Here is a 24,041-nt window from a genome sequence, read left to right as displayed (position 1 = left end):
AGCTAATCGGGCAAAGCGGCCTAAAGACAGGCATCACTTTCGAATTGTCTGAAAGCCGGAGGAACACTCCGGCTTTTTTATTAGGCTTGCGCCATTGAACCGGGTGTTCTCAGCGGTGCCCATGTGAGGTCAGGCAGTCACACCCTCAACGGAAACGGCCGCTCTGAAAAAAAGGCATCCGAACCCGCACGGGTCGGATACCTTTTTTGGATTTTGAGTGTCGGATTACCGGCCCAGCAACAGGTCCGGCAACCACAATGCCAGTTCAGGAATAAACGTGGTCAGCATCAGTGTCGGCAGCCATGCAAACACGATGAAGATCAAAGTCGGCCACAGCATCTTGGCAACCGGCGTGTCGCAAACCTGCGCCCCCAAGTACAGCAGCGGCGCCGTGGGCGGCGTGATGTTGGCCATACCAAGATTGACGCCGATGATCGCGGCAAAGTGGATCGGATCCACACCCACGCTCTGCGCAATCGGCAGCAGAATCGGCGTGGACAGCAGCAGCCCCGAGATATCGTCCATCAGCATGCCGATCAGGATCATGACAACATTGATCATCAGCAAAATCACGACCGGGTTGTCCGAAACCGAATAGACCATATCCTTGGCCATCTGCGGCGCACCCTGCGAGATCAGGTTGTCTGATACGATCAGCACCATGAAAATCATCACCATGACCACCCCGATCGTAACACCCGAAGTCTGGATGGTCTGGGCCAGGGTTTTCCAGGTCAGGCCGCGATAGAAGTAGATTGCCACGGGAATCGCGTAAACAACGGCGATACCAGCGGCTTCGGTCGGTGTCATGATACCGCCGTAGATACCGCCCAGGATGATGATCGGCATCATCAGCGCCGGACCCGCCAACCGACCCTGGCCCAACAATGCAGGCATGAAGGGATTCGGGCGCTCTTTCAGTTGGATATCGTCATACTTTCGCAGCATGAACTGATTGGTGATGATCAGCAGCGTGATCAGAATGATTGCGGGAATGACTGTCGACAGGAAGCACTTCAGCACGTGTTGCTGTGCGACCCAGCCGTAGAGGATGTGCGATGAACTGGGCGGGATCAGAAGGCCCAGGGGGCTTGCCGACACAATCAGGGCCGCGGATTGCCCTTTCGGGTAATTCGCCTTTTTCAGGTGCGGCATCATAATACCGCCGATGCAGGTCAGGGTCGCATTCGCACTGCCCGAGATCGAGCCGAACACGCCGCAGGCCAACACGGAGGCCGCGTTCAGTCCACCTTTGATGTGGCCAATGAACATCTCGGCCAGCGCCACCAGAGGCGCCGCAATTCTGCCTTTCTCCATAATGCCACCGGCAATCATGAAAAGCGGAATGGCGAGCAGCACCAGAGAGCGGATCCCCGTCGCTCCGGTCGGCAGATATCCTGTGATGGATTGGTCTCCCACCATCGCGATAAAGATCAGGACGGCTCCGAACGCCACATAAACGCTGACACCCAGCAAGAGCATCAGGCAGACAATAACAAGACTTCCGGCGATAATCATTTCGCGGCTCCCTTAAGAATTTCAGAGCGCAACGGAAGCCCGAGCCCCTTGCGGATATGAACGTAGAGATACGCAGCCGTGAACATCGCCATGAAGCCGAAAGAGCACATGATCGCAATGCGCCAGGAGACGAACGGAATTCGCAGGACCGGAGTGGATCGCAGCCGGGGGAAAGAGAAGTCGTCAAGCAGTGACACGTAGCAGGCGTAGACCATAAAGAGGATCACAAGAAGCTCGACCAATAGCACCACGAAGCCGCGCCACCAGATCATCCGGGGATTGTGTATCACGATACCCAGAATATCGGCGTTGATATGCAGATTGCGCGCAGAGGCCAGAACCGCACCGGCAAAGAAGCCGATGATCGAGAAGGCCAGGAGCCATTCTTCATAAGCGAACAGGTCGCCGCCGAAACCGTATCGGATTACAACAACAGCGCCAAAGGTGAAGGCCATCAGGAAGCCGCAGGCCATGACGATTTGTCTGCAAACAAACGCGATCACTTTCATGGGATACCCGATGACGGGCGGCAATTCGTCGGTAACTTTCTGCGGTTTATCGGCGTCTTCGTCGCCAACCCATCTCGTCATGTCATCGTCTTCTATCGACATGTCTGTCCCCGCTTTTTGTTTTTTTGTCAGGTATTAGAAAAAGGGCCGGCAAGTTTGCCGGCCCACCTGGGTTTCAGACTATCAGTTTTTGCTTGCAAGCAAACGGTCAATCACATCCTGACCGACGCTTTGCGCCATCATGGGCCAGATATTTTCCTGAATGTGGGCAGCCATTGCGGCCTGCTCTTCTTCGTTCAGGGACAGGATAGTATAGCCTTTTTCGATCAACTTCTCCCCAAAGGCCGCATCGTTGTCGCGGTTATACTGGAAGAAGTCGTCGGAAGCCTTGGTCATTGCGGCCTGCAATGCCGCCCGCTGCTCGTCGTTCAGCTTGTCCAGTGTACGCTGCGAGGCATAGAACGTGGTCAGTTCCGAGATCGAGTTGTACTCTACGAAATGCGTGCCGACATCCGACTGCGCGAAGATCGAGTAGGTTGCCGTCTTGGTGCAGCAGATCGCGCCGTCCACGATACCGGACTGGATCGCGGGGAAGATGTCGCCCCATGCCATGGTCGTCGCCTTGTAACCAAGTGCTTCCACCATGGCTTTTACAGCCGGAGACGACCAGACGCGAATGTTCATGCCTTTGTCGTCAAAAGTGTTCCAGTTGGTCGGCTCCTGCGTGGCCACGATGCCGACAAACCCTTCGGGGTTCTGGGCCATCACGCTCACACCATACTCGTCGGTGATTTCCTGCAGGATTTTGTTATATTCGGAATCCATGTTGCGCATGATGTTGTTCATGTCGTCCCAGCCACCCACGAGGAACGGCATCGACAGGAACTCCAGGCGCGGGTCGGTGTCGGCATAGATAAAGGCCGCCGCCAGATCGATGTTGCCGCGGGCCACGTCTTCAAACAGCGCCTCGCCCGAGCCCAGCTGGTTTGCGGGGAACACTTCGATCTTCAGACCGACGTTTGCCGCCGCGACGTCCGCCGCAACCTGTTCCATCATCTTTGTACCCTGATGGTCGATTGGGAAAACACCGGCAAACCGCAAAGTCATATCTTCGGCGAATGCAGCGGTGGCCATCAGCGCGCTGGTGGCGCCAATGACCAGCCCTTTGGCCAGTTTGTCGAATTTCATGAGAATTTTCCTCCCTTTAGGGTTTTTGCCCTTGAACACCGGGCTTTTAGAATCGTTTTGGCCAGCAGCATCGCCACGTGGCCAGTTCTTAATATTTTGTTATCACTAAAGCTGGAATTTATCATCTGCAATTTGTTTTTGCGAATCTTTTTCGATTGAAACATCTGAAAGGCGAATTTGGCCGACGAAAAACAGTTTGATTTCAACCCTGTGAATGTGAGCCCGCCAACAATTGTTGCAGGCCCACGCGTCAGCGGTGGATTTGAACTGAATCCCGAACAGCTAAGGATCGCACTCATTCGGACCACTCCATCGGCACCGGACGTTGCAACAATTGCAGATCGTCATCTTGCTAAATCCCCTGGGGCGTTTCAACATCAACCTGAGTACCCGGACAGGAATGCGTTCAGATTTTCACCCAGTTCATCGCAAAGATAGCCCCCCTCCTGTACGATGACGGTCGGAACGGCCAACTCATTCAGCTTCTCCGCAATTCTGGTGAAGCCCGGCGTTGATACCGCCAGCCCGCCAAACGGATCACCTTCGAAAGCGTCGAGGCCCAGCGCGATCACGACCGCGCCCGGCGCAAAGGCCCGGACATGTTCAAGCCCGCTTTCCAGCCCCTTCATGAACCCGTCATCCCCGGTTCCGCGCGGTAGGGGAATATTGAGGTTATAACCAAATCCGGCGCCCTCACCGCGTTCATGCGCGTGGCCCCAGAAGAATGGATAGAACCGCGCGGGATCCGCGTGGATGGAAAGCGTGAAGACGTCACTGCGTTCATAGAAAATGCCCTGCGTACCGTTTCCATGGTGCAGATCCACATCGATGATCGCCACGCGGTCATGCTGCTTTCGCAGGTATTGCGCTGCGATTGCGCTGTTGTTGAGATAACAGAACCCACCCGCCAGATCGCTGAAACAGTGATGCCCGGGCGGGCGGCACATCGCATAGGCGACATCGTCGCCTTCGCTCACGGCCTGCGCTGCGGAAACAGCGCAGTTCGCAGACCAGCGCGACGCTTCCCAGGTGTGCTCTCCGATAGGACAGGACATATCCGCGATGTGGTATCCCGCTTGCGCCACGGCGGATAACGGATAGCTCGCCGTGCGGCGGTCGGGATGAATGTTCGGGAAAATCTCTGGCGCCGCATCCGGAATACGTTGCCAGCGCGGGTAAACCGTCGACAGAAACTTCAGATAGGCCGGAGCGTGGACCGCCGCAATCGGACCCAGGCCATGATCCTCGGGGGCCAGAATGTCATGCCCGCCTGTCGCGACCCCATCCAGAAACCGTTCCAGCCGTTCAGGTTTTTCCGGAATGGGCTGCATGAGGCCATTCACCAGAAATCCCGAAGGAAAGTGTTGGCGCTGTTTTTCCTGTTCAACAAAGACTTTCATGCCATCCCCCTAAAACGCGACCTGATCCGGGCCTTTTAGACCCAGTGTTTCGCGTACATCCGTGGGTGATGCGACATCGAACCCCAATTCTTCGACAATGCGTCGAATTTTCTGCACCTGCTGCGCATTGCTTGTGGCCAGTTCCCCTTTCGCGTTCATCAGGTTGTCTTCCAGCCCGACGCGCACGTTCCCTCCCAGCACCACGCTCATTGTCCCCAAAGGCATCTGCTGGCGCCCGGCAGCGAGAACGGAAAACTGGTACTGATCACCCAGCAAACGGTCCGCGGTTGATTTCATGTGCATCAAGTTCTCGGGGCTGGCATCCATGCCGCCAAAGACACCCATGACAAACTGAAGGAAGACGGGTGCCTTGATCCGTTTTTTCCGAAGATAGTAGGCGACGGTCTGGATGTGACCAACGTCGTAACACTCCAGCTCGAACCGTGTTCCGCACCCATCCCCCATCAGCGTGAAAAGACGCTCGATATCATGAAACGTGTTCTTGAAAACATTGTCGCGAGAGTTTTCCAGAAATGGCTCTTCCCAGTCGTGTTGCCAGTCCGAGAAACGTTCGCGCATCGGGAAAAGACCGAAATTCATTGACCCCATGTTGAGCGAACACATCTCAGGCGACAGTTGCGACGGAGCGGACAGGCGCTCTTCGATCGTCATCTGCGAACTACCACCTGTCGTGATGTTGATGACCGCATCTGTAGCCTGTTTGATGCGCGGCAAAAACTGCCGGAATACGTCGATATCCGCGCTTGGCTTCCCGGTTTCCGGGTCGCGCGCGTGAAGATGCAACACCGAGGCCCCTGCTTCGGCTGCCCCGATAGCCGCAGTCGCGATCTCATCCGGTGTCACCGGCAGATACGGGCTCATGCTAGGGGTGTGGATCGAACCTGTGACCGCACAGGTTATGATGATTTTTCTTGTCATATTCAGCTCTCCAGCCCGGCTTCCCGCGCAAATACGGAAAGGCTGTCATCCAGAATGTTCAGAATGTCGCCAACCTGATCTTCGGTTACGATCATCGGCGGGCAGATCAGGAAATGATCCCCTTCCAGCCCACCTCTGGTCCGGCGGGAATAGGTGATCAGACCTCGATCGTAGCAGATGTCCACAAACCGGGAATACGCATCCAGTTGCTTGGGAAGCGGCGTCATGCTGTTGCGATCCGAAACCATTTCAAACGCCATCAGCAAACCTTTGCCCCGCACATCGCCGATGAAGGAATAGCGTCCCATCAACTCGTGCAGCCCGGCCATCAGAACACCACCCATCCGGGTCGCGTTCTCAAGCAGATTCAGGCGTTCGATTTCACCCAGCACTGCCAGACCCGCCGCGCAGGCCAGCGGGTTGCCTGCATAGGTGTGACCGTGCGCAAAACCGCCAGCGGCCAGGACGGCGTCCACCATCCGTTCGTCGGCAATCATCGCGCCCAGCGGCGCATAACCGGCGGCAAAGCCCTTGGACACAGCGGCCAGATCCGGACGAACATCCCAATGTTCGGACGCCATGAATTTGCCCGTCCGTCCAACGCCGGACATGACTTCGTCCATGATCAAAAGGATACCGAATTCGTCGCAGATTTCCCGGATGCGGCGATAATAGCTGTCCGGTGCAACCAACGCTCCGGTCGACGCGCCACCCACCGGTTCCATGATAAAGGCCAGCACGGTCTCAGGACCCTGAGCGATGATCTCATCCCTCAGCATCTCGGCGTATTTCAAACCGCGCGCGTCATCGGACAGGTTGTCATTGTCCAGATAGCAACGCGGTGCCGGGATCTTCGGCATGTCCTGAAACATTGGCCGAAACACATCTACCAAGGGCCCGTACCCGGTCAGTGCAAGCGCACCCAAGGTGCTTCCGTGGTAGGAAGGGAACCGCGAAATCACTTTCCAGCGGTCCTGCTGCCCAGTGGCGACCGCCCATTGGCGCGCAAACTTCACGCAGGATTCAACCGCTTCTGAGCCACCCGACACAAAAAAGACCCGGTTCAGACCGTCCGGCATGCGCGCGGCGATGGCCGACGCGAGGTCTTCGGCCGGGGCGTTTTCGAAATGGAGCCTGTAAGCGAACGTGGCGCTGCCCATTTGCGCCTTCATCGCAGCCAGAACGTTCGGGTTCGAATGTCCGATGTTGCTAACCATCGCACCGGATGAGCCATCAATGTACCGTCGGCCTTCCGTATCCCAAAAATAGATCCCTTCGGCACGGTCGACCTGAGGCCGCCGGAGACGGGATTGATAGAACAAATTCGATTTCTGCACTGACAGGCCTCCGAGAATCCCTGAACGTATCGGGACGACAAGAAGATGTTGCGCGCAGATCTGTCATAGACCAAATAGATAATATGAATGGATATCATAGATCTGGTTAATGGCATGAAGGAATCCAAGGCGGAAAGACTGGCGCGGGAACTGGACTGGAACCTGCTGCGCACCTTCATGTTTATCGTCCAGGAAGGCAGCCTGACCAGCGCAGCCAACCGACTGAGATTGCGCCAGCCGACGATAAGCCAGGCCTTGCAGCGGCTTGAAGCCCGCACCGGCACCAAGCTGATCGAGCGCAGTCCGTCAAGTTTTCGGGTCACGCCGGCCGGCGAAACCCTGTATCAGGAATGTGTTGAAGTGTTCGGAACCATCACGCGCGCCGTGCAGACAGCCCAAACCACACGGGATCATCTGACCGGTCAGGTCTCCATCGCCACAACCAGCCGAATTGAAAGCCCTTTCTACGACAGGGTTCTGTCTGATTTTCACGAACAGAATCCCAACGTGACATTTGAAATCAACGTCATGTCCAGCGCAAACGTCCAGCGCAGTCTTCTGGAGAAGAACGCGGCCGTGGGCTTTTGCCTGGCCCACGAAATTCACCCCAGACTGAATCACGAGATCATGTATAGATCATTCTTCAGCTTCTTTTGCGGCCCGACGCATCCTCTTTTTGGGCAAGCGGATTTGAAGCTGAGCGACCTGAGAGAGTATTCGTCGGTCTCGTTCAAAACCGACCAGTTGTGGGATGCCCTAAGGCCGGTGGCCCTTTTGCGGGCGCAGCAGGCGTTGGACAAGAAGGTTATCGGATACACGTCTAATCTGGACGAGGCCTTGCGGATGATCATTGCCGGGCTGGGGTTTGGCCCCCTGCCCGTCCACTTCGCCCGTCAATATGTGGCGCAAGGCAAACTCTGGCGCCTGCCGCCTTACACCAACGAACCGGTGATCGATTTTTTCATGGTCCACCATGGCAACGCGCGTCTGAACCCCGCAGAATTCGCCTTTCTTGAAATGTTGAAGGCCAGAATATCCAGTACTCCGCTAAGCAAACGCACATACTCGGACTGACATCCCGACACAGGGCATCGTCCGGCCCGGATGTTTTCAAATGATACAGTTGTCAGGAAATATTGCACGAACGTGAAAATCATCCTAGCATCGCGCTCAGGCTGTTGGGTTGGGGCCATGTCAATACACCCGGAAACATCAACGTGAGCAACCTCCTGTTCTGAGCACTTGTAGTATGAGCGATTATCAGCAAATCGGCGAACGCCTGAGGGACCTTTACCCCGACCTTCCCCGCGTTCTGAAAATCGTCGCGACCTACATGCTTGAGCATCCGGGCGACATCGCGACACTGTCCATGCGCCGTGTGGCAACAAATGCGGGCGTTTCCCTGCCGAATTTTTCCCGCATGGCAAAAATTCTGGGGTACGAGACCTATAGCGAGCTGCGTGACGTCTATCGCAAACAGGTGCAGCAGCACGACATCAAGGATTATCACCTGCGCGCCGTAACCATGAGCGACTCGGAAGACAGCCGCAGCAACATCAGGTTCTGGGAGCAGTTGCGCGACGCAGCGCTGACCAACGTATCTTCTCTGTTCGAAGCCAACGACCCGGAACACATCGCCGAGATCGCCCGCATGTTAAGCAAAAGCAGACATGTCTATCTGGTGGGAATGCAGGCTTCGCAAACCCACGCGTCTTACCTGCACTATCTGGCGGGAATGACCAGCGGCAAATTCCGCCTGCTTCAGGCCGCTGGCGGAGTTCTGGCCGACTCAATCACCGATATCTCGGAAAAGGACACCGTGATAACAATCAGCCTGCAACCTTGCGCCAACGCGGCCATTCAGGTGTCCGAATTTGCGCAGGAACGAAAGGCGAAGGTAATCGCGATCACCGACAGTCCCGCGTCGCCTATTGCGATCATGGCAGATCACACACTGCTGGCTCAGGATCAGGCCCCGTTTTTCTTTGGCTCCTTTGCCGGCGTAACGGTGCTGATCGAGGCACTGATCGGGTTCTTCACGATCGAGGAACGGGCCAGCGCAACAGACAGAATCAAACAGATTGAAGCGGATCGCATCAGGCTGGGCGAGTATTGGAAGGACAAGGAAGTCTGACAATGTCGAAGGAAGAAACACTGGCAATTCTGGCGTGTCAGATCCGCATTCCGCAAACGAACTCTGCGCAGGAACGCGACGATCATCTGACGCAGTCCACGCAAAGAGTATCCGAGGAACTGGCCGCCAGGCCTGCGGACCTGGTGGTCTTGCCCGAATTGTCGAGCATAGATTATTCCCGCGCGGCGTTTTCGCGTCTGGACGATATTGCCGAACCCCTGGACGGTGCTTCATTCCGCGCGTGGCGTGATGTGGCGCTAAAGTTCGGCGTTTTCGTTTCCTACAGCTTCGCGCGCAGAGGGACAGACGGCAACTATATCTCGATTGCGGTTGTGGGACCGGACGGCAATCTTGTCGGGCATTATGACAAACTACATCTGGCCCAATACGGCGCCTCGATGGAGAAAGAGTATTTTGAGCGCGGCGCGCATCTGCTGACTTACGAAGTCCGTGGATTCAGGATCGCCCCTATCATTTGCTACGACATCCGCATTCCCGAGCTATGCCGCACCCTGGTTGTCGACAGGGGTGTTGATCTGATAACCCATTGCGGCGCCTATTTCCGGGATGAATCCTTCCCCACCTGGCACGCCTTCGCGACCACCCGAGCGATGGAGAATCAGGTGTTCCTGATGTCACTCAACCGCGCCGGTGAGCAGTATGGAAATTCGCTGTTCTGCTGGCCCTGGATGGACGAAAACAAGAGCCCCGTCGCGTTTCCACAGCATGAAGAAGCCTTGAAACACATCGTTTTGGAACGATCCGTTCTGAATCAGGCCCGCACCGATTATTCTTTCCTGAGGGACCGGCTGGAAGACTATGATCGTCTTCCGACCCTGACCTAACAAACCTCGCAATACGCAAACGATTGGCTCAGGACCGCTCGGGACAATTCCGGAATGGTGGTGAACTGTACGCTTGTTCACATAATTTAACGAATGATAAAATTTGTTAGACTAATTTTTCAAATTTAATATTCTGAGTAAAATTGGCTTTGAATCAGAATCACAGGAAAGCGAAATGACTGTCCCAAGCCACGCTTCAGTAATTGTTATCGGCGGCGGAATTATGGGGTGCTCGACCCTGTACCACCTGGCAAAAATGGGGGTCGGCGATGCGATCCTGCTGGAACGCAACAAGCTGACCAGCGGTACGACGTGGCACTCTGCTGCACAGGTACGCGCCCTTCGCCATTCGCAGAACCTGACCCGTATGATCCAGTATTCGGTCGATCTTTATTCCCGGCTTGAACAGGAAACGGGCCAGAATGTTGGCTGGATCCAGAAAGGCAGCCTGTCCATCGCCACCTCGGACGGGCGTATGACACATATCCGACGGCAAGAGGCGCTGGCCAGAGCCTATGGGGTCACTGCGCAATCCATCAGCGTAGGCGAGGCCAAGGAACGCTGGCCGCTGATGAATGCCGAAGATGTCATCGGCGCTGTCTGGTCGCCGGACGACGGCCGAGTCAGCCCTTCGGACGTGTGCGCCGCACTGATCAAGGCTGCGAAAGGTTTGGGCGCAAGGATTTTCGAGGATACCGGGGTCACTGGCATCCTGACTGAAAATGGCCGCATCAAGGGCGTTGAAACAACGGCCGGTACGATCACATGCGATGCCATTGCCTTGTGCACCGGGCTTTGGTCACGCGAAGTGGGCGCCATGGCCGGCTCCGCCGTGCCTGCGCTTGCCTGCGAACATTTCTACCTGCTGACCAAGCCAATCGACGGAATTGTCGGAAATACTCCAACGCTCAGCGACCACGACAGCCATCTGTACATCCGCGACGATTCAGGCGGCTTGCTGGTGGGTTGCTTTGAACCCATGGGCAAACCGGTGAAACCCGGCATTCTGGATGAAAACTTTGAATTCAGCCTACTGCCCGAGGACTGGGACCACTTCGAGCCGATGATGATGAACGCGCTGCACCGGTTACCGGCGCTTGAGACGGCCGAGGTCAAAATGCTGCTCAACGGGCCCGAGAGTTTTACCCCGGACGGCATGTTCATGCTGGGCGAGACGGCGGAGACACGCGGGCTGTATCTGGGCTGTGGTCTGAACTCGGTCGGGATCGCTTCGGGTGGCGGCGCCGGGATGAACCTGGCCCATTGCATCGTTCATGGGCACACGACGTATGATTTGGGCGAAGCGGATGCCAAACGTTTTGCGCCTGTGTTCAACTCGCTGGATCATCTGATGGCCCGGGCGCCGGAAATTCTGGGAACCCACTACGAAATCGCATATCCCGGCCGTCAGCTCACAACCGCGCGGAACCTGCGTGCCCTGCCGCTCGAGACGGAATACAAGGCTGCGAGCGCGCATTTTGGCCAGTTTTATGGCTGGGAGCGCCCGCTCTACTTCGGAAAAACCGCCGAGCCCGCAATGAGTTTCGGCAAACCCGACTGGTTCGAAAACGTGGCGAATGAAGTCAAAGCCGCGCACGAGCAAGCGGCTGTCTTCGATGCGTCATCCTTCGGCAAGATCGAGGTTGAAGGCCCGGATGCCGAGGCGTTTCTGCAACATACATGCGCGTCCAACATGGCCAAGCCGCCGGGCAGTGCTGTCTATACTGCGGTCCTGAATGAACGCGGCACCTATGAAAGCGACATTACCGCCCATCGGATTGCCGATAATCACTATCGACTGTTCGTCGGCACCAATGCGATCAAACGGGACCTCGCCTGGTTCCGCCGCCACTCGGAAGGGTTTGATGTGACCCTGACCGACAGCACCGAGGACTACGCCGTTCTGGGCCTGATGGGTCCTGACGCCGCACGGATCATCACCGAGGCCGGTGCGCCCGAACTGACCAGACTGGGCTATTTCAAGGTCGGTCCCGCGCACATCGCCGGATGCCATGTTCGGGCCGTGCGCATGTCATATGTCGGGGAACCGGGCTGGGAAATCACCATGCGCGCCGAAAACACCCCCGCGGTTTATGCAGTGCTGACGGCAGCGGGCGCAAAACCGGCGGGCCTGTACGCTCAGACCGCCATGCGGATCGAAAAGGGATTTGCCGCCATGGGTCATGAGCTGGACAGCGACACGTCCCCTGTCGAGGCCGGGCTGGACAGTCTGGTGTCGAAGAAGAAGCCCTTTATCGGTTCCGAAGCGCTGGCACAGCGCCGCGAAACGAGTTCACGCCATCTGGTCACGGTGATCATCGACGACGAGGCGGCGCTGCCACTGGGACATGAGCCCATCTATGCCGGAGACAAGATTGTGGGTCATACGACGTCCGCCGCTTTTGGCTATCGTATCGGCAAGCCGGTTGCACTCGCCCATGTCAAACTGAAAGACGCTGATGGCGTCAGGGTCCATTTGGATATAGCGGGCAGCCGGTTTGCGGCGAAACTTCAATATGCGTGTGCGTTTGATCCGGAAGGCGCACGGATGCGCAGATAAGACGCCACCGCGCCGTGGTGAAAAAATCCGGCGCGGTGGAACCGAAACATGTAAGACGTCGCCAAGTTCCGAATTCACTGGTATCCGGGTAGGCAAGCCGGTCGCAGAAAGGGTGACGTCCGAAAATGCCAGTTGAAATCATCGAAAACACATGGATACCACTACCGGACGGGCGAAAGCTTGCCGCAAGGATCTGGTTGCCGGAAACAGGGCCTTCCCCTGCGATTCTGGAGTACCTTCCATACCGAAAGCGTGATGGGACTGCGCCGCGGGATGAAACAACCCATCCTGTGTTTGCCAAGGCCGGATATGCCTGCATCCGGGTCGACATTGCCGGAACCGGCGACAGCGAAGGCCAGTTCGATGATGAATATTCCGAGCAGGAACTCAGCGATGGCGAAGCCGTTCTGAACTGGATCGCAGCACAAGGCTGGTGCGACGGAAACGTCGGCATGATCGGAATTTCCTGGGGCGGGTTCAACGGGTTGCAACTGGCTTTCCGCCGTCCTGCCGCGTTGAAAGCGGTCGTCAGTGTCGCCTCGACAGTCGATCGTTACGCCGACGACATTCATTTCATGGGCGGGTGCCTGCTCAGCGACAACGTCAACTGGGGGTGCCAGATGTTCGCCTACCTGACACGCCCGGCTGACCCCGCTTTGCGACCTGATTGGCGCGAGGACTGGCTGAAACGGCTTGAAAACGTGCCATTTTCAGCCGCCGACTGGCTGCGCCATCCCACCCGAGATGGGTTTTGGAAACATGGCTCGGTCTGTGAAGACTGGTCAGCCATTCGGACACCCGTTCTGGCAATCACCGGCTGGGCGGACGCCTATGTCAACGCGCCCCCCGCGCTGGCCGCCAATCTTGAAGTACCCGCAAAGGCTATAATCGGGCCCTGGGAACACCGCTATCCGCATATTGCCAAACTGGATGCCGGGGACTTCCACTCGGAAGTCATCAGGTGGTTCGACCGATGGCTGAAAGGGCAACAGAACGGGGCCGAGGATTTGCCCGCCTATCGGACGTATATGCAGCAACATTTCAATCCGACCAAGGAAAACAAGCCAAGACAGGGGCACTGGATCGCCGAAAGCCAATGGCCCTCACCCAATGTAGGTACCCAGCACTGGCACCTGCGACCGGGTGGATTTGCGGACGCTCCTTTCGCCGAAAAAGCGACGGTGGCCAGCCCCTCGCATATCGGACAGGCAAGCGGGTATTTCTGTCCGGGCATGCGGATAGATAACGAGTTGTCCGAGGATCAATCTCAGGATGATGCACTGTCACTTTGCTTCGACAGCACAGCAATACAAAAACCGCTGGACCTGTTGGGGCGCGCCCGGCTGAAACTGTCCTTCACCGTGGACAAGCCGGTGGCGCAACTGGTCGCGCGTCTGTGTGACGTTGCCCCCGACGGAACGTCGCAGCGGATTACCTACCGCGCGCTGAGCCTGACGCATCACAACAGCCATGAAACGCCCGAGGCCCTGGTGCCCGGCAAGGTCTATGAGGCTGAAATCGTATTGAACGAATGCGCCCACCGCCTGCTACCGGGGCACGTTCTGCGTCTGGCGCTGTCCAACTCATATTGGCCAATAGTCTGGCCTGCACCCGACGCTGCACAAGTGACGCTGCTGCTGGAACACTCAACCCTGCTGTTGCCTGTGCGGGACGTACACGAGGAAATCGCACCATCAAATCCCGGGCCGGTTCAGGATTATCCGACACTTCAGGCCAGTCAACTGCGGCCACCTTCTGGACGTTCGGAGCGCTCAGTGGAAGACGACGGAACCGTGGTCCTTACGACATTTGACGATTACGGCAAGGCCACCGACCCTTATCATGGCATGACAGTTGGCAGCCATGTGGCCATGCGTTACGCGATCCACCCAAATGATCCGACAACGGCACAGTACAAAGCCAATTGGTCATTTACGTTCGCACGAGGCGATTGGCAGGTTGAGATACATACGGAAGGCCAGATGACCTGCGATGAGCAGAATTTTTACCTGGAAAGAAAATTGCGCGCGACCGAAGGCTCCGAAAAATCCGAAGTCCTGACAAAGGAATGGCGCGAGACAATCCCGCGTGGACTTCTTTGAGATTACTGATCACGAAAGGTTAATCGTCTCGAAACTCACTAACCCGTTCCTAGGATCCGGATTTAGGTTTTCGCTTTGAAGAATCGCGCCCTACAACAACCGCAAAACAGAAATGGCACCCTTTGCTTGGCGAAAGTGCCGGACGCGTGACGCGCCAAGTGTCCGGCATTCAAATTTCAGGTTTTCAGGATCAAGCCCTGACCTGTCGGCGGAGACAAGAAGTGAAAGTTCATCTTCTGGCTCAGCTCGTCCATCGCGTTCTGGCTCCGCACGAAGAAAAATACTTGGGATGTGCACAACATGTTGGAACTTGCATGGAAAGCGCCCGGATTCAACTGTGCGACGGTTACTCAGAAGCCCTGATGCTCGACGGCAAAGGATCAACTTACGTCTTGGCAGATCTGACTGAATACCCAGTCAACCAGAAAACGGGTCGCGCTATCAGCGCTCCGCATCGCCTGCAAAGCACAGGCAAGGTCGAGCGGTTGATTCAAACCATGAAGAACTGGGCGCTCTTGGACAATTACCACCTATCACACTACATGAAACAACAGATCGGCGTACTTGTGACTGTGACAACAAACATCGATACCACAAGAGCATCGAAAACCTAGAACCGGTGGGGGTCTATCGCGGGCGACACGTGAAGTTCCTATTAAGGATCGCGTAAATCGAGAGACAGACACCCTAGGGTCAGGATTCATAACCAATGGATGACGGTCGCAGCGTGTGGCTACACGCCGCCAGTCCTTGAGCCTGCCGAACATGAATTCAATCCTGTCACGCCGTTTTTGTTGACGTTTATCGTATTTCAAGGTTGTCTTGCGTTGGTTTCGACTCAGGATACCGACGCGTATACCTTTGTCTTTTAACGCATCTCGGAACTAATCGGCGTCATAGCCACGATTTCCAAGCAACCAGTTGACCCTTGGCAAGCTGCTCAGCAGTGCTCGCGCGCCGATGTAGTCACTGAATTGACCAGCGGTGACGAAAAGGCTGAGTGGTAGCCCTTGGCTATCACAGATAGTATGCCGTTTGGTGTTCATGCCGCCCTTGGTTCGACCAATCAGGCGGCCACGCCCCCTCTTTCGCGACCATACTGGTCGTGGTGGGGTCTGTTGCCTCGATCATCACGGTCTTATTCTCGCCGTGTTAGGCGGCCAGGCGCACCATCTTCTGGGTGAAGATGCCTTTCTCGCTCCAACGTTTCCACCGGCTGAAGAGCGTCTTGTGCGACCCGTATACCTCCGGCGCATCTCGCCATCGCAACCCATTACGGTTGAATAAGATAATCCCGCTCGACACCCTTCTAACATCGACCCGTGGCCTGCAGTCTGCCTTCAGGAAGAAAGGGGAAAACTTGGCCACCTGCTCGTCGCCTAGCCAGAAAAGGTCACTCATGTCACAGCTCCGTTTTCCAAGCCGTGATTCACGCAGCGCATTAAGAATCAATGCATATTGACCCTATAGACCAATGCCGCCGATCAAAAACAGTTATTTGCTTTTTTTGTTACCTTTCATTATACATTAATATGGACGCTGGTCGCCGGGACAGGCAGAGCGCAAGGAAAAGAAAACCGGCGTGATCGTCGCAAGGTATCTCGACGCCTGCCTTTGATGATCACGATTATTCAGTCTTGCTTGCCTTCGGTTTCATCAACCCATTCTGCACGGGGATTGGCCCCCACTTCATCCAGTTTCTTCAAAACTTCGGCTTTCCAGCCTGCCTTGATGTTGAGCGCGAGCTGTGACGCTGGTCGGTGGTCAGGCTGAAGGATCGCGTATTCATATCTGAGCGGGTTTTCGAACGGCAAAAACGCAACCTTCCCCTGAGACAGCCCCAATTCACGTTCGGTGGCAAAGGTCAGCGGATCAACGATGGTGCAGCACTGACCCGAACTTACAAAGGGGATCAACGGAAGAAAGTACTGGCAGGTGACAGTCGGTTTGTAGTTTGCAGATTCGTCCTGAAACTCTTGCCGGATCTTACGCTGGAACGGATGGGTTTCGTGCAACCCGCCCATGGGGATCCCATCCAGATCAGAAATCGTTATGCTTTTCCGGGACGCCAGAGGGTGCGCGCTGTCTATGGCGCAAAAACAGTCAGCCCCGATGAGTTCGGCTGAATATTGCGGTTTTCTGCCGGCAGAGTGTTCAAAATCAGCGAAACCAAAATCGATATTCTGGGTACCTGCAAGCTCCATGATCTGGGGCGAACTGCGTGTGGACAGCGTGATGCGTATATTGGGGTTTTCCCCGACCGACTGGCTGATGAACCGCGGGAACAGAAACGCCGAAGGACCAGGCATTGTGGCGATGTTCAAACTGCCGGAATGCCCTTTGATCAGCCCTTCCATGGTATTGGAAATCGTCGAAAGCCGATCCAGGATACCCGTAGTTTCCGCAAGAAGGTAGTGCGCTTCGGGAACCGGCACCAGACGCCGCCCTTTGCGTTCGAACAACGTAAGACCCAAGTTCTTTTCAAGGTTCTTCAATGCCAGGCTGATCGCTGGTTGCGTGCGGTTCAGTTTTTTCGCCGTCTGAGAAATGGAACCGGTTTCCATCACTTCGCGAAATACGGCCAGTTGGGTAAGATTCATGCGCTATATATAAGCTAAATTTAAATTTTGTGAAATATAACAAATTTGTATTTATGTGAATTCCCTCTACGCTGGCGGGATCAAATTTCGGGCAAACCGAATCCGATGATCCACAACTTGGAGGAAACGATGAGACTATCGAAATGCCTGGCAGGCATCGCTCTGGCTGGCGCGCTGGCCGCACCGGCGCTGGCACAGGACCCGACCTTTTTCCGCATCGGTACCGGCGGGGCTGGCGGAACCTACTTCCCCATCGGCGGCACAATCGCAAACGGGATTTCTGCCCCTCCGGGTTCGCGCCCGTGTGAAGAAGGCGGCCAGTGCGGCGTGCCCGGTCTGATCGCGATTGCGCAATCCACCACTGCGTCTGTCTTTAACAATGCGGCCGTTCAAAACGGCGAGTTGGAGGCCGGTCTGGCCGCCGCCGACGTCACGCGCTCGATGTATCTGGGTGAGGGCAAATTCGAAGGCAAACCGCATCCTAACCTGCGCATCGTAGCCAATCTCTTCCCCGAGGACCTGCATTTGGTTCTGCCGGCAGGTCAGACGATCAATGATCTTGGCGATCTGGAAGGCAAACGTGTTGGTATCGCGCAGGCGGGTTCGGGCACTCAGGTGGCCGTTCTGCAGATGCTGGACGCCTGGGGCGTCAACCGCGACAACATGGACGAGGCCGAGCTGAACAACAGCCAGAGCGCGGAGCGTCTGGCCGACGGTCAACTGGACGCCTATTTCTATGCTGCGGGCTGGCCGGTCGCCGCGATGGTTCAGCTGTCCTCGACCAAGGGCATGAACCTGCATTCCTTCTCGGACGAGGATCTGGCGAAGATCAACGAGATCATCCCGGCCTATATCCCCTCGGCCATTCCGGGTGGTGTCTATGAAGGGATCGATACCGAGACCAAAACCCCTGCGGTCAGCGCGATGCTGGTTGTATCCTCGGACCTATCTGAAGATCTGGTCTATGAACTGACCAAAGCCCTGTGGAACGACAACACCCGCAAGCTGCTGGATAACGGCCATGCTAAGGGCAAGCAGATCACTGCTGAGACAGCGCTGGACGGTGTCGAGGCGCTGGGTGTTCCGCTGCATCCAGGTGCTGAGAAGTTCTATAAAGAAGCCGGACTTCTTCAGTAATCCGATCTCAGGAAACTCAAACACCCGGTGCCCCGCCTGGGGCACCGGGTTCTCGAAATACGCGCAATCAGGGGGCCATCATGTCCGAGACACTGAAACTTGATGACCACGAGCTGACAGCCGAGGAACTGGCTGCCATCGAAGAACAATTCGACGAAGGCGCCGCCGTCCGGCAAGTGTCGCCCGCAACCGGCAAGGTTCTGCGAGTCGTCGCTCTGATCTTTGCATTCTATGAATTCTTCACCGCCGGTTTCGGCCTGCCCGCCGATCACTGGCACATGGGCATCTATCTGGCCCTGCTGTTCATTCTGGTTTATGCGACAATCCCGATTATCGGGGCCAAAAGTCTCTATGCGCTCAAGGTCAGCCGCTTCCGCATCGGTAACATTCCACTCTACGACTTGGTCTTCATGGCGTTGGGGATCATCGCTGCGCTGTATGTCGGACTCGCATGGCGCGGCATTCCGTTTCTCGGGCTCGAGGAACAGACGTTCCGCATGGGCAACCCCAACACGTACGACGTGATTTTGGGCGTAATCATCATCCTGCTGGTTCTGGACATCGCGCGCCGTACTTTGGGCTGGGTGCTGCCGCTGATCATCTGTGTCTTTATCTCATACGCCCTGCTGGGTCCCTATTTCCCCGGCCTGCTGCAGCATCCCGGCGTGAATTTCAAAACTTTCGTATCGTCGATGTACTTCCCGCAGGAAGGCATCTACGGCGTCACACTTTGGGTTGTTTCCACCATCGTGTTCCACTTTGTGCTGTTTGGCGTCATTGCCCAGCGCACAGGGCTGGGACAGCTTTTCATCGACAACGCAACCATTTTGGCGGGCCGTTATACCGGCGGTCCGGCAAAAGTGTCGGTGGTATCCTCGGCGTTCTTCGGCACGATTTCGGGTTCTTCGGTGGCCAACACCGTTTCGACCGGCGCGCTGACAATTCCCAACATGAAGCGCCTGGGATACCCCGGCCATTTTGCAGGCGGGGTCGAGGCCGCGTCCTCGGCCGGTGGCCAGATCACTCCGCCGATCATGGGGGCGGCCGCCTTCATCATGGCCGAGTTCCTCGAGGTTCCCTATACAACCATCGTGATCGCGGCGATCTTCCCGGCCATCCTGCACTATGTCGGTGTCTTTGCTGTCGTGCACCTGATGGCGCGCAAGCTGAACCTGAAGGGTCTGGCGAAAGAGCAACTGCCGCAGCTCAAGGCTGTCTGGGCCGAAGGCTGGGCGAACATTGTCCCTCTGATCGGTCTGCTGGTGGTACTGTTCACTGGTTACACGCCATTTATGTCAGCTTTCTGTGGTATCTCGCTGGCGGTGATTGCAGGTATGTCGCGGATCAAGCAGCCTCCGACGCTGATCTACGCAGCCGCATTCCTAGCCTGTGTCCTCTGGAAGTTCTCGGATGGCGGGTTCGATCTGACCATGACGGCCATTCTTTGCGCCTTGTCTGTGGTCGCAACGCTCAATCCGCAAAAACGGATCGAAGTGCCTGAGATGCTGCAGGCGGTCGAATTGGGTGTGAAATACTCGCTGGCTGTAGGTGCCGCGGCTGCTGCCGTGGGCATCGTGGTCGGTGTGATCAACACCACTGGCATCGGGTTCCGCATCGGGTTCATGGTGACGCAGGGCGCGGGCAACCTGGCGGCGGATCTGTACAACATGATCTCGTTCGGCAGCTTCCAGCTATTTACGATGGAAGACCTGCAATTGTTCATCTCACTGGTCTTCATCGCCATCGTCTGCATCCTGATGGGCGCAGGCATCCCGACCACAGCGTTATACATCATGCTGGTTTCGGTCGCACAGCCCGCGTTGGCGCAATTGGGCGTGCCGCCCATCGCCAGCCACCTGTTCGTGCTCTACTACGGTGTCGTGTCCGAGATCACGCCGCCGGTCTGCACCTCGGCCTATGCGGCCGCGGCCATTGCCAATTCCAACCCGTTCCGAACCGGGCTGTCCGCCTTTACGCTTGGGCTTGGCAAAGTCATCGCGCCCATGGCCTTTGTCTATGCACCGGTTCTGCTGTTCGTGTCGTCAACCGGGTTCAATCTGTGGGAGTTCACCTACACTGCCGCCAGCTGCATTGCAGGGGTCATCGCCCTGTCCGCCGCCGTGGTGGGATATTGGCTAAAGCCGCTGAACATAGCCTCACGTGTCTTGATGGCATTGGCAGGCGTTATCTTTGTCGCGCCTAGCCTGACCGCTGATCTGATCGCGCTGGCCGTGGCCTCTCCGGTCATCGTCACCCAGATGATCACCCGCAACCGCAGTCATTCCCCGGCATAACAACATGGCGAAAGAAGTCACCATCATCGGCGCTGGCATCGTCGGCATCTGTTGCGCGTTGTCCCTGCAGGAGCGCGGCATTCCCGTCCGACTTTTGGACAGAAGCGAACCGGGGCAGGAAACCTCGTTCGGAAACGCAGGCGTTGTCTCTCCGTGGTCGATCATCCCGCAAGCCGTGCCGGGGATCTGGAAAAAGCTGCCGGCTATGCTGCTGAACCCAAAAAGCGCGCTGTCTGTCCGGCTTTCGTTTTGGCCAAAGATGGTTCCCTGGGGGATGCGCTTTCTGGGTAACTCCGGCGAAAAGACGGTGCGTGAGATCTCGGATGCGATGGAGCTGTTGTGCCGTCCTTCCATTGATCTGTACCGGCGGCATCTACAGGGCACCGGTCACGAGGATCTGATCACCGACAGCTTCTATGTCCACGCGTTCCGCCATCCGGAACAGGCCAACCTGGATGGGCTGGACTACCTCATTCGGCGGGAAAAGGGCGGCGACCTCGACCGCATCGACGGCGTTGAATTGCGGCGTATCGAACCTGCGCTGAGCCGTGATTTCAAGGCTGCCATTGTGATCAAGGGTCAGGCACGCGTCACATCTCCGGGACGGTTGGCTGCGGTTCTGGCCGACAAGGCCCGAATGCAAGGCGCAGAAATCGTCCAAACCGAGCTAAAAGGGCTGAGCCGCGCGCAGGATGGCGGCTGGCAGCTTGCCACAGCGCAAGGGCTCCTTCATGCAGACAAAGTCGTTCTGGCCGCCGGGGTCTGGTCAGCCGAAATCCTGAAACCCCTTGGCTTGTCGATCCCGCTGGTCGCCGAGCGCGGATATCATGTCGAGTTTCCAACGCCTTCCGCCAGCCTGAACAATTCGGTCATGGATGTGGACGCAAAAGTTGTCGCAAGCTCGATGCAGGGTGGCCTTCGTGTCGCGGGAACAGCCGAGTTCGCAAGCGTCGACGCGCCCGCCGATCCCGGAAAGGAAAAGACACTGACCGCGCAAGCCAAGTCCATGGTTCCGGACCTTGATGCAAGCGGCGCAAGGTTCTGGATGGGGCGGCGTCCGTCCTTTCCGGACAGCCTTCCCGCAATCGGACCTTTGAACGGAAAAGATGGTCTCTACACCGCGTTTGGCCATTCCCACTATGGGTTGATGATGGCACCGAAAACCGGCGAGCTTGTGGCCGACATCATCTCCGACCGCAGCCCAAATATCGACCTGGACCCGTTTTCACTGGCCCGGTTTTGAACCTCTGATCCGAAAGGAGCTGACGACCATGCCAATTTACGAAGGCGGCCAGAACATCTGTGGTGCCTCGATAGGCGTTTTATGCCTAGAGAGCTATTTCCCCAAACCTCCGGGTCATATCAAGAACCCGTCCAGCCTGCCGTTTTCGGTGCTGTACGAAATGATAGATGGCGTTACCGTCCCGACCCTGTTGAAAAACCCGACCCCTGAACTGCTGGACCCCTTTATCGCCGGGGCACGGCGCCTTGAGGCCGAGGGTGTACGGGCCATCACCGGCAGTTGCGGTTTTCTGGCGCTCTTTCAAAAGGAACTGGCGGCTGCTGTTTCCGTCCCTGTGTTTGCATCCAGTCTGATACAGGTGCCATTGGCGTTTCACATGACCGGCGCGAATGCACCAGTGGGCGTGCTGACCGCAGATGCGTCGGCCCTGACGCCCAAGCATTTCGAAGGCGTCGGTGCCGCGGGCATCCCCGTCGCGGTACAAGGGTTGGAGGACAGTACCGAATTTGCCGAAGTGATCCTGCAAAACACGCGAACGCGTATGGACACTGATCTGATTGAAGTTGAAGTCATGCAAGCGGTTCGCAACCTGAAGCGGAGAGACCCGGGCATCCGGTCATTGGTTCTGGAATGCACCGATCTGCCGCCCTATGCCGCGCGGATTCAGGAAGAACTGCAGCTTCCCGTTTTTGACCTGACGACACTGGCACAGATGGCGCATTCCGTAAGCACGCGCAGTTCGTATTCAGGGATCATGCCCTGGTCTTAAAGGTGAAAAGGCACGCTGTTGGAGGTGCCCAAAAGCACGAGATGGCGACGTTACAAGTGTCGGCGGCTTTCGCTGATACACTAAATTAGACGCGCGCATCCCAACAGTTATGATCCTGACGGATGGGCAAAACCTGTTTGCGTATTCGCGGCAGGCCCTCGGAAACAAGTCCGGTCTTGAAGGGCTGCCCGACACCGCAATGACACCCGGCCCCGGCAGAGACAATCGAAGTCAGAGTGTCCCACAGAGCGGATTTGCGTCGCTGGAAGGGGAACAATCGGTTACTCTGAACGCAAAGCTTCTGAACCTTGGAGACCTTCTTGCGGAGACGAATGCCAAATCTGACGTGCGACAAGACCTCGAAACGACGAGTTTCAACTCTGGCCTACGCCCTGCTGCTTTGGGTTTGCCTTCATGGGGTATCCACCGCTCAGGTTGCTGACCCCGCGCAGTTGGCGGCCGCCGCGGATTGCATCCGAAAAGCGATCTCAGAGGATCCTCAGATCGACGTTGAGATTGAATTCGAAGTTGGTCCAGCCGGCGACATCGTGAGGCTGCCGGTGATGACCGCGCCGGCGGCCGCCCGGTCCGCGCATCGTCAGTTCTACTTTTTCTTCGCGTCTGCGCTGGAGGGTTGCGCGCCGTTCCGGGATGGCATGGAAGGCAAACTATACAAAGCCAAGTACAGCCAGGGCAACCTGACCATAACCGGTGCGCCAGCGGCACAGACCGCATTGCTCCAGGAAACCCCGCCTGCGCTGAAACAGCTTCCGCCGCTAAGACCGCTGCCACCGCTGAAACCGGTGCCGGAAAATGGTACAGCTGAATCGGAAACTGCTTTGGCGCTGGACAAACAGGCGATCCGCGACATTCAGGCTCGGCTGAGTGTTCTGGGCCATGATCCGAATGGAATAGACGGTGTTATGGGTCGCGGGACTAGAGGGGCAATACAGGCGTGGCAGGCCAGCCGGGGTTTTCCGGCAACGGGTTACCTTTCAGCCAGCCAACTGGTAGCACTCAGGATCCAGTCGGAAGCGCAATTGCAATCCTGGCTAGCGTTTCCCGACAACAGCGACCTCTACAACCCTCCGCCCCCGATTCCGATTGGGCCAACGGAAATGTCGGGGAACTGGCGTTTCACAACAACTTGCGGAACCCGCAGCAAAATCGGACAACAAAAAATAACGGGCGCGATGAAGGTCAGACATGTCGGTGGCGGCAATTACACGGGTCAGGTGAAAACCTCGCAAGGTTTTACTGGGCGATTCAACGGTCGGCTGTCGGGGCGTCGAATGTCGGGTGAGATTAATTATGGCTTCCTTTTGGGGCGTGTTCGCAGCAACGGCGTTGTCGCGGATCAAAAACTGGCAATCAGCGGACGCGATTCAAACGGTTGTTCGTTCTATGCGGCAAAAACCAGTTAGTACTGTTTTGACTTGGACTGGTTTCAACCGTCTTCACCAAAC

At 56.7% G+C, this 24,041-nt stretch carries 19 protein-coding genes and 1 pseudogene; 11 read left to right on the top strand and 9 right to left on the bottom strand.

Going from position 1 to position 24,041, the window contains the following annotated elements; translation table 11 throughout:
- Window positions 1-225: 225 nt before the first annotated feature.
- The 7 genes from ACR0CG_RS05730 to ACR0CG_RS05700 all read right to left on the bottom strand — a co-directional run bounded on the left by ACR0CG_RS05730 (window position 226) and on the right by ACR0CG_RS05700 (window position 6,897).
- Window positions 226-1,518, bottom strand: coding sequence for a TRAP transporter large permease (locus ACR0CG_RS05730; protein ID WP_170807514.1), 1,293 nt, complete (start codon window positions 1,516-1,518; stop codon window positions 226-228).
- Entirely contained in the window at window positions 1,515-2,129 is a 615-nt protein-coding gene (locus ACR0CG_RS05725) for a TRAP transporter small permease subunit (protein ID WP_170611438.1), read from the bottom strand. The genes ACR0CG_RS05730 and ACR0CG_RS05725 overlap by 4 nt, the downstream gene beginning before the upstream one ends.
- A gap of 81 nt (window positions 2,130-2,210) precedes the next feature.
- Window positions 2,211-3,215, bottom strand: coding sequence for a TRAP transporter substrate-binding protein DctP (gene dctP, locus ACR0CG_RS05720; RefSeq protein ID WP_170611440.1), 1,005 nt, complete (start codon window positions 3,213-3,215; stop codon window positions 2,211-2,213).
- A complete protein-coding gene (locus ACR0CG_RS05715) occupies window positions 3,212-3,514 on the bottom strand; it encodes a hypothetical protein (RefSeq protein WP_480523278.1) in 303 nt (100 codons plus the stop codon). Before ACR0CG_RS05715 ends, dctP begins: the two co-directional genes overlap by 4 nt.
- 78 nt (window positions 3,515-3,592) lie before the next feature.
- On the bottom strand, window positions 3,593-4,615 hold the full coding sequence (locus tag ACR0CG_RS05710) for a histone deacetylase family protein (protein WP_480523276.1): 1,023 nt from the start codon (window positions 4,613-4,615) through the stop codon (window positions 3,593-3,595).
- 9 nt (window positions 4,616-4,624) lie between these two features.
- Window positions 4,625-5,554, bottom strand: coding sequence for a 3,5-dioxohexanoate:acetyl-CoA acetone transferase (gene kce / locus ACR0CG_RS05705; RefSeq protein WP_480523274.1), 930 nt, complete (start codon window positions 5,552-5,554; stop codon window positions 4,625-4,627).
- 2 nt (window positions 5,555-5,556) lie between these two features.
- On the bottom strand, window positions 5,557-6,897 hold the full coding sequence (locus tag ACR0CG_RS05700; RefSeq protein ID WP_480523511.1) for an aminotransferase family protein: 1,341 nt from the start codon (window positions 6,895-6,897) through the stop codon (window positions 5,557-5,559).
- 81 nt (window positions 6,898-6,978) lie between these two features.
- Between ACR0CG_RS05700 and ACR0CG_RS05695 the strand changes: the two genes are divergently transcribed.
- From ACR0CG_RS05695 to ACR0CG_RS05670, 6 genes are all read left to right on the top strand, one after another.
- A complete protein-coding gene (locus tag ACR0CG_RS05695; RefSeq protein WP_480523272.1) occupies window positions 6,979-7,965 on the top strand; it encodes a LysR family transcriptional regulator in 987 nt (328 codons plus the stop codon).
- Window positions 7,966-8,140: 175 nt separating this feature from the next.
- Complete coding sequence (locus ACR0CG_RS05690; RefSeq protein WP_170611449.1) at window positions 8,141-9,025, top strand: MurR/RpiR family transcriptional regulator; 885 nt, start codon at window positions 8,141-8,143, stop codon at window positions 9,023-9,025.
- Window positions 9,026-9,027: 2 nt separating this feature from the next.
- Window positions 9,028-9,870, top strand: coding sequence for a carbon-nitrogen hydrolase family protein (locus ACR0CG_RS05685; RefSeq protein WP_480523270.1), 843 nt, complete (start codon window positions 9,028-9,030; stop codon window positions 9,868-9,870).
- 175 nt (window positions 9,871-10,045) lie between these two features.
- Window positions 10,046-12,430, top strand: a complete 2,385-nt coding sequence (locus ACR0CG_RS05680) for a GcvT family protein (RefSeq protein ID WP_480523268.1) — start codon at window positions 10,046-10,048, stop codon at window positions 12,428-12,430.
- Window positions 12,431-12,555: 125 nt separating this feature from the next.
- Window positions 12,556-14,532 carry a CocE/NonD family hydrolase gene (locus ACR0CG_RS05675; protein WP_480523267.1) on the top strand — a complete coding sequence of 659 codons (1,977 nt, stop codon included), beginning with the start codon at window positions 12,556-12,558 and terminating at the stop codon, window positions 14,530-14,532.
- 221 nt (window positions 14,533-14,753) lie between these two features.
- On the top strand, window positions 14,754-15,146 hold the full coding sequence (locus ACR0CG_RS05670; RefSeq protein WP_480523516.1) for a hypothetical protein: 393 nt from the start codon (window positions 14,754-14,756) through the stop codon (window positions 15,144-15,146).
- A gap of 90 nt (window positions 15,147-15,236) precedes the next feature.
- Here the strand turns inward: ACR0CG_RS05670 and ACR0CG_RS05665 are convergent.
- Window positions 15,237-15,933: pseudogene (locus tag ACR0CG_RS05665) on the bottom strand (IS5 family transposase); the annotation flags it as partial.
- 230 nt (window positions 15,934-16,163) lie between these two features.
- Complete coding sequence (locus ACR0CG_RS05660; RefSeq protein WP_480523265.1) at window positions 16,164-17,132, bottom strand: LysR family transcriptional regulator; 969 nt, start codon at window positions 17,130-17,132, stop codon at window positions 16,164-16,166.
- 129 nt (window positions 17,133-17,261) lie between these two features.
- Between ACR0CG_RS05660 and ACR0CG_RS05655 the strand changes: the two genes are divergently transcribed.
- From ACR0CG_RS05655 to ACR0CG_RS05635, 5 genes are all read left to right on the top strand, one after another.
- Window positions 17,262-18,269 carry a TAXI family TRAP transporter solute-binding subunit gene (locus tag ACR0CG_RS05655; RefSeq protein WP_480523263.1) on the top strand — a complete coding sequence of 336 codons (1,008 nt, stop codon included), beginning with the start codon at window positions 17,262-17,264 and terminating at the stop codon, window positions 18,267-18,269.
- An 80-nt stretch (window positions 18,270-18,349) separates the two neighbouring features.
- Window positions 18,350-20,563, top strand: coding sequence for a TRAP transporter permease (locus ACR0CG_RS05650; RefSeq protein ID WP_480523261.1), 2,214 nt, complete (start codon window positions 18,350-18,352; stop codon window positions 20,561-20,563).
- A gap of 4 nt (window positions 20,564-20,567) precedes the next feature.
- The gene (locus tag ACR0CG_RS05645; protein WP_480523260.1) at window positions 20,568-21,806 is read left to right on the top strand and encodes an NAD(P)/FAD-dependent oxidoreductase; all 1,239 of its coding nucleotides are present in this window, start codon (window positions 20,568-20,570) and stop codon (window positions 21,804-21,806) included.
- A 28-nt stretch (window positions 21,807-21,834) separates the two neighbouring features.
- Window positions 21,835-22,575, top strand: a complete 741-nt coding sequence (locus ACR0CG_RS05640) for an aspartate/glutamate racemase family protein (RefSeq protein ID WP_480523258.1) — start codon at window positions 21,835-21,837, stop codon at window positions 22,573-22,575.
- 332 nt (window positions 22,576-22,907) lie between these two features.
- Window positions 22,908-23,999 carry a peptidoglycan-binding domain-containing protein gene (locus tag ACR0CG_RS05635; protein ID WP_480523257.1) on the top strand — a complete coding sequence of 364 codons (1,092 nt, stop codon included), beginning with the start codon at window positions 22,908-22,910 and terminating at the stop codon, window positions 23,997-23,999.
- The last annotated feature ends 42 nt before the right edge of the window (window positions 24,000-24,041 follow it).

It is taken from the genome of Ruegeria sp. AB8, assembly GCF_056542605.1.
The sequence above is the reverse complement of the archived record's forward strand: the minus strand, read 5'-3'. Positions and strand labels throughout refer to the sequence as shown.

Coding starts and splice junctions, on each gene's coding strand:
- ACR0CG_RS05650 (WP_480523261.1), top strand. CDS start 18,350: ATGTCCGAGACACTGAAACTTGATGACCACGAGCTGACAGCCGAGGAA.
- ACR0CG_RS05725 (WP_170611438.1), bottom strand. CDS start 2,129: ATGTCGATAGAAGACGATGACATGACGAGATGGGTTGGCGACGAAGAC.
- ACR0CG_RS05655 (WP_480523263.1), top strand. CDS start 17,262: ATGAGACTATCGAAATGCCTGGCAGGCATCGCTCTGGCTGGCGCGCTG.
- ACR0CG_RS05710 (WP_480523276.1), bottom strand. CDS start 4,615: ATGAAAGTCTTTGTTGAACAGGAAAAACAGCGCCAACACTTTCCTTCG.
- ACR0CG_RS05675 (WP_480523267.1), top strand. CDS start 12,556: ATGCCAGTTGAAATCATCGAAAACACATGGATACCACTACCGGACGGG.
- ACR0CG_RS05715 (WP_480523278.1), bottom strand. CDS start 3,514: ATGAGTGCGATCCTTAGCTGTTCGGGATTCAGTTCAAATCCACCGCTG.
- ACR0CG_RS05685 (WP_480523270.1), top strand. CDS start 9,028: ATGTCGAAGGAAGAAACACTGGCAATTCTGGCGTGTCAGATCCGCATT.
- ACR0CG_RS05680 (WP_480523268.1), top strand. CDS start 10,046: ATGACTGTCCCAAGCCACGCTTCAGTAATTGTTATCGGCGGCGGAATT.
- dctP (WP_170611440.1), bottom strand. CDS start 3,215: ATGAAATTCGACAAACTGGCCAAAGGGCTGGTCATTGGCGCCACCAGC.
- ACR0CG_RS05635 (WP_480523257.1), top strand. CDS start 22,908: ATGCCAAATCTGACGTGCGACAAGACCTCGAAACGACGAGTTTCAACT.
- kce (WP_480523274.1), bottom strand. CDS start 5,554: ATGACAAGAAAAATCATCATAACCTGTGCGGTCACAGGTTCGATCCAC.
- ACR0CG_RS05695 (WP_480523272.1), top strand. CDS start 6,979: ATGGATATCATAGATCTGGTTAATGGCATGAAGGAATCCAAGGCGGAA.
- ACR0CG_RS05645 (WP_480523260.1), top strand. CDS start 20,568: ATGGCGAAAGAAGTCACCATCATCGGCGCTGGCATCGTCGGCATCTGT.
- ACR0CG_RS05660 (WP_480523265.1), bottom strand. CDS start 17,132: ATGAATCTTACCCAACTGGCCGTATTTCGCGAAGTGATGGAAACCGGT.
- ACR0CG_RS05730 (WP_170807514.1), bottom strand. CDS start 1,518: ATGATTATCGCCGGAAGTCTTGTTATTGTCTGCCTGATGCTCTTGCTG.
- ACR0CG_RS05690 (WP_170611449.1), top strand. CDS start 8,141: ATGAGCGATTATCAGCAAATCGGCGAACGCCTGAGGGACCTTTACCCC.
- ACR0CG_RS05640 (WP_480523258.1), top strand. CDS start 21,835: ATGCCAATTTACGAAGGCGGCCAGAACATCTGTGGTGCCTCGATAGGC.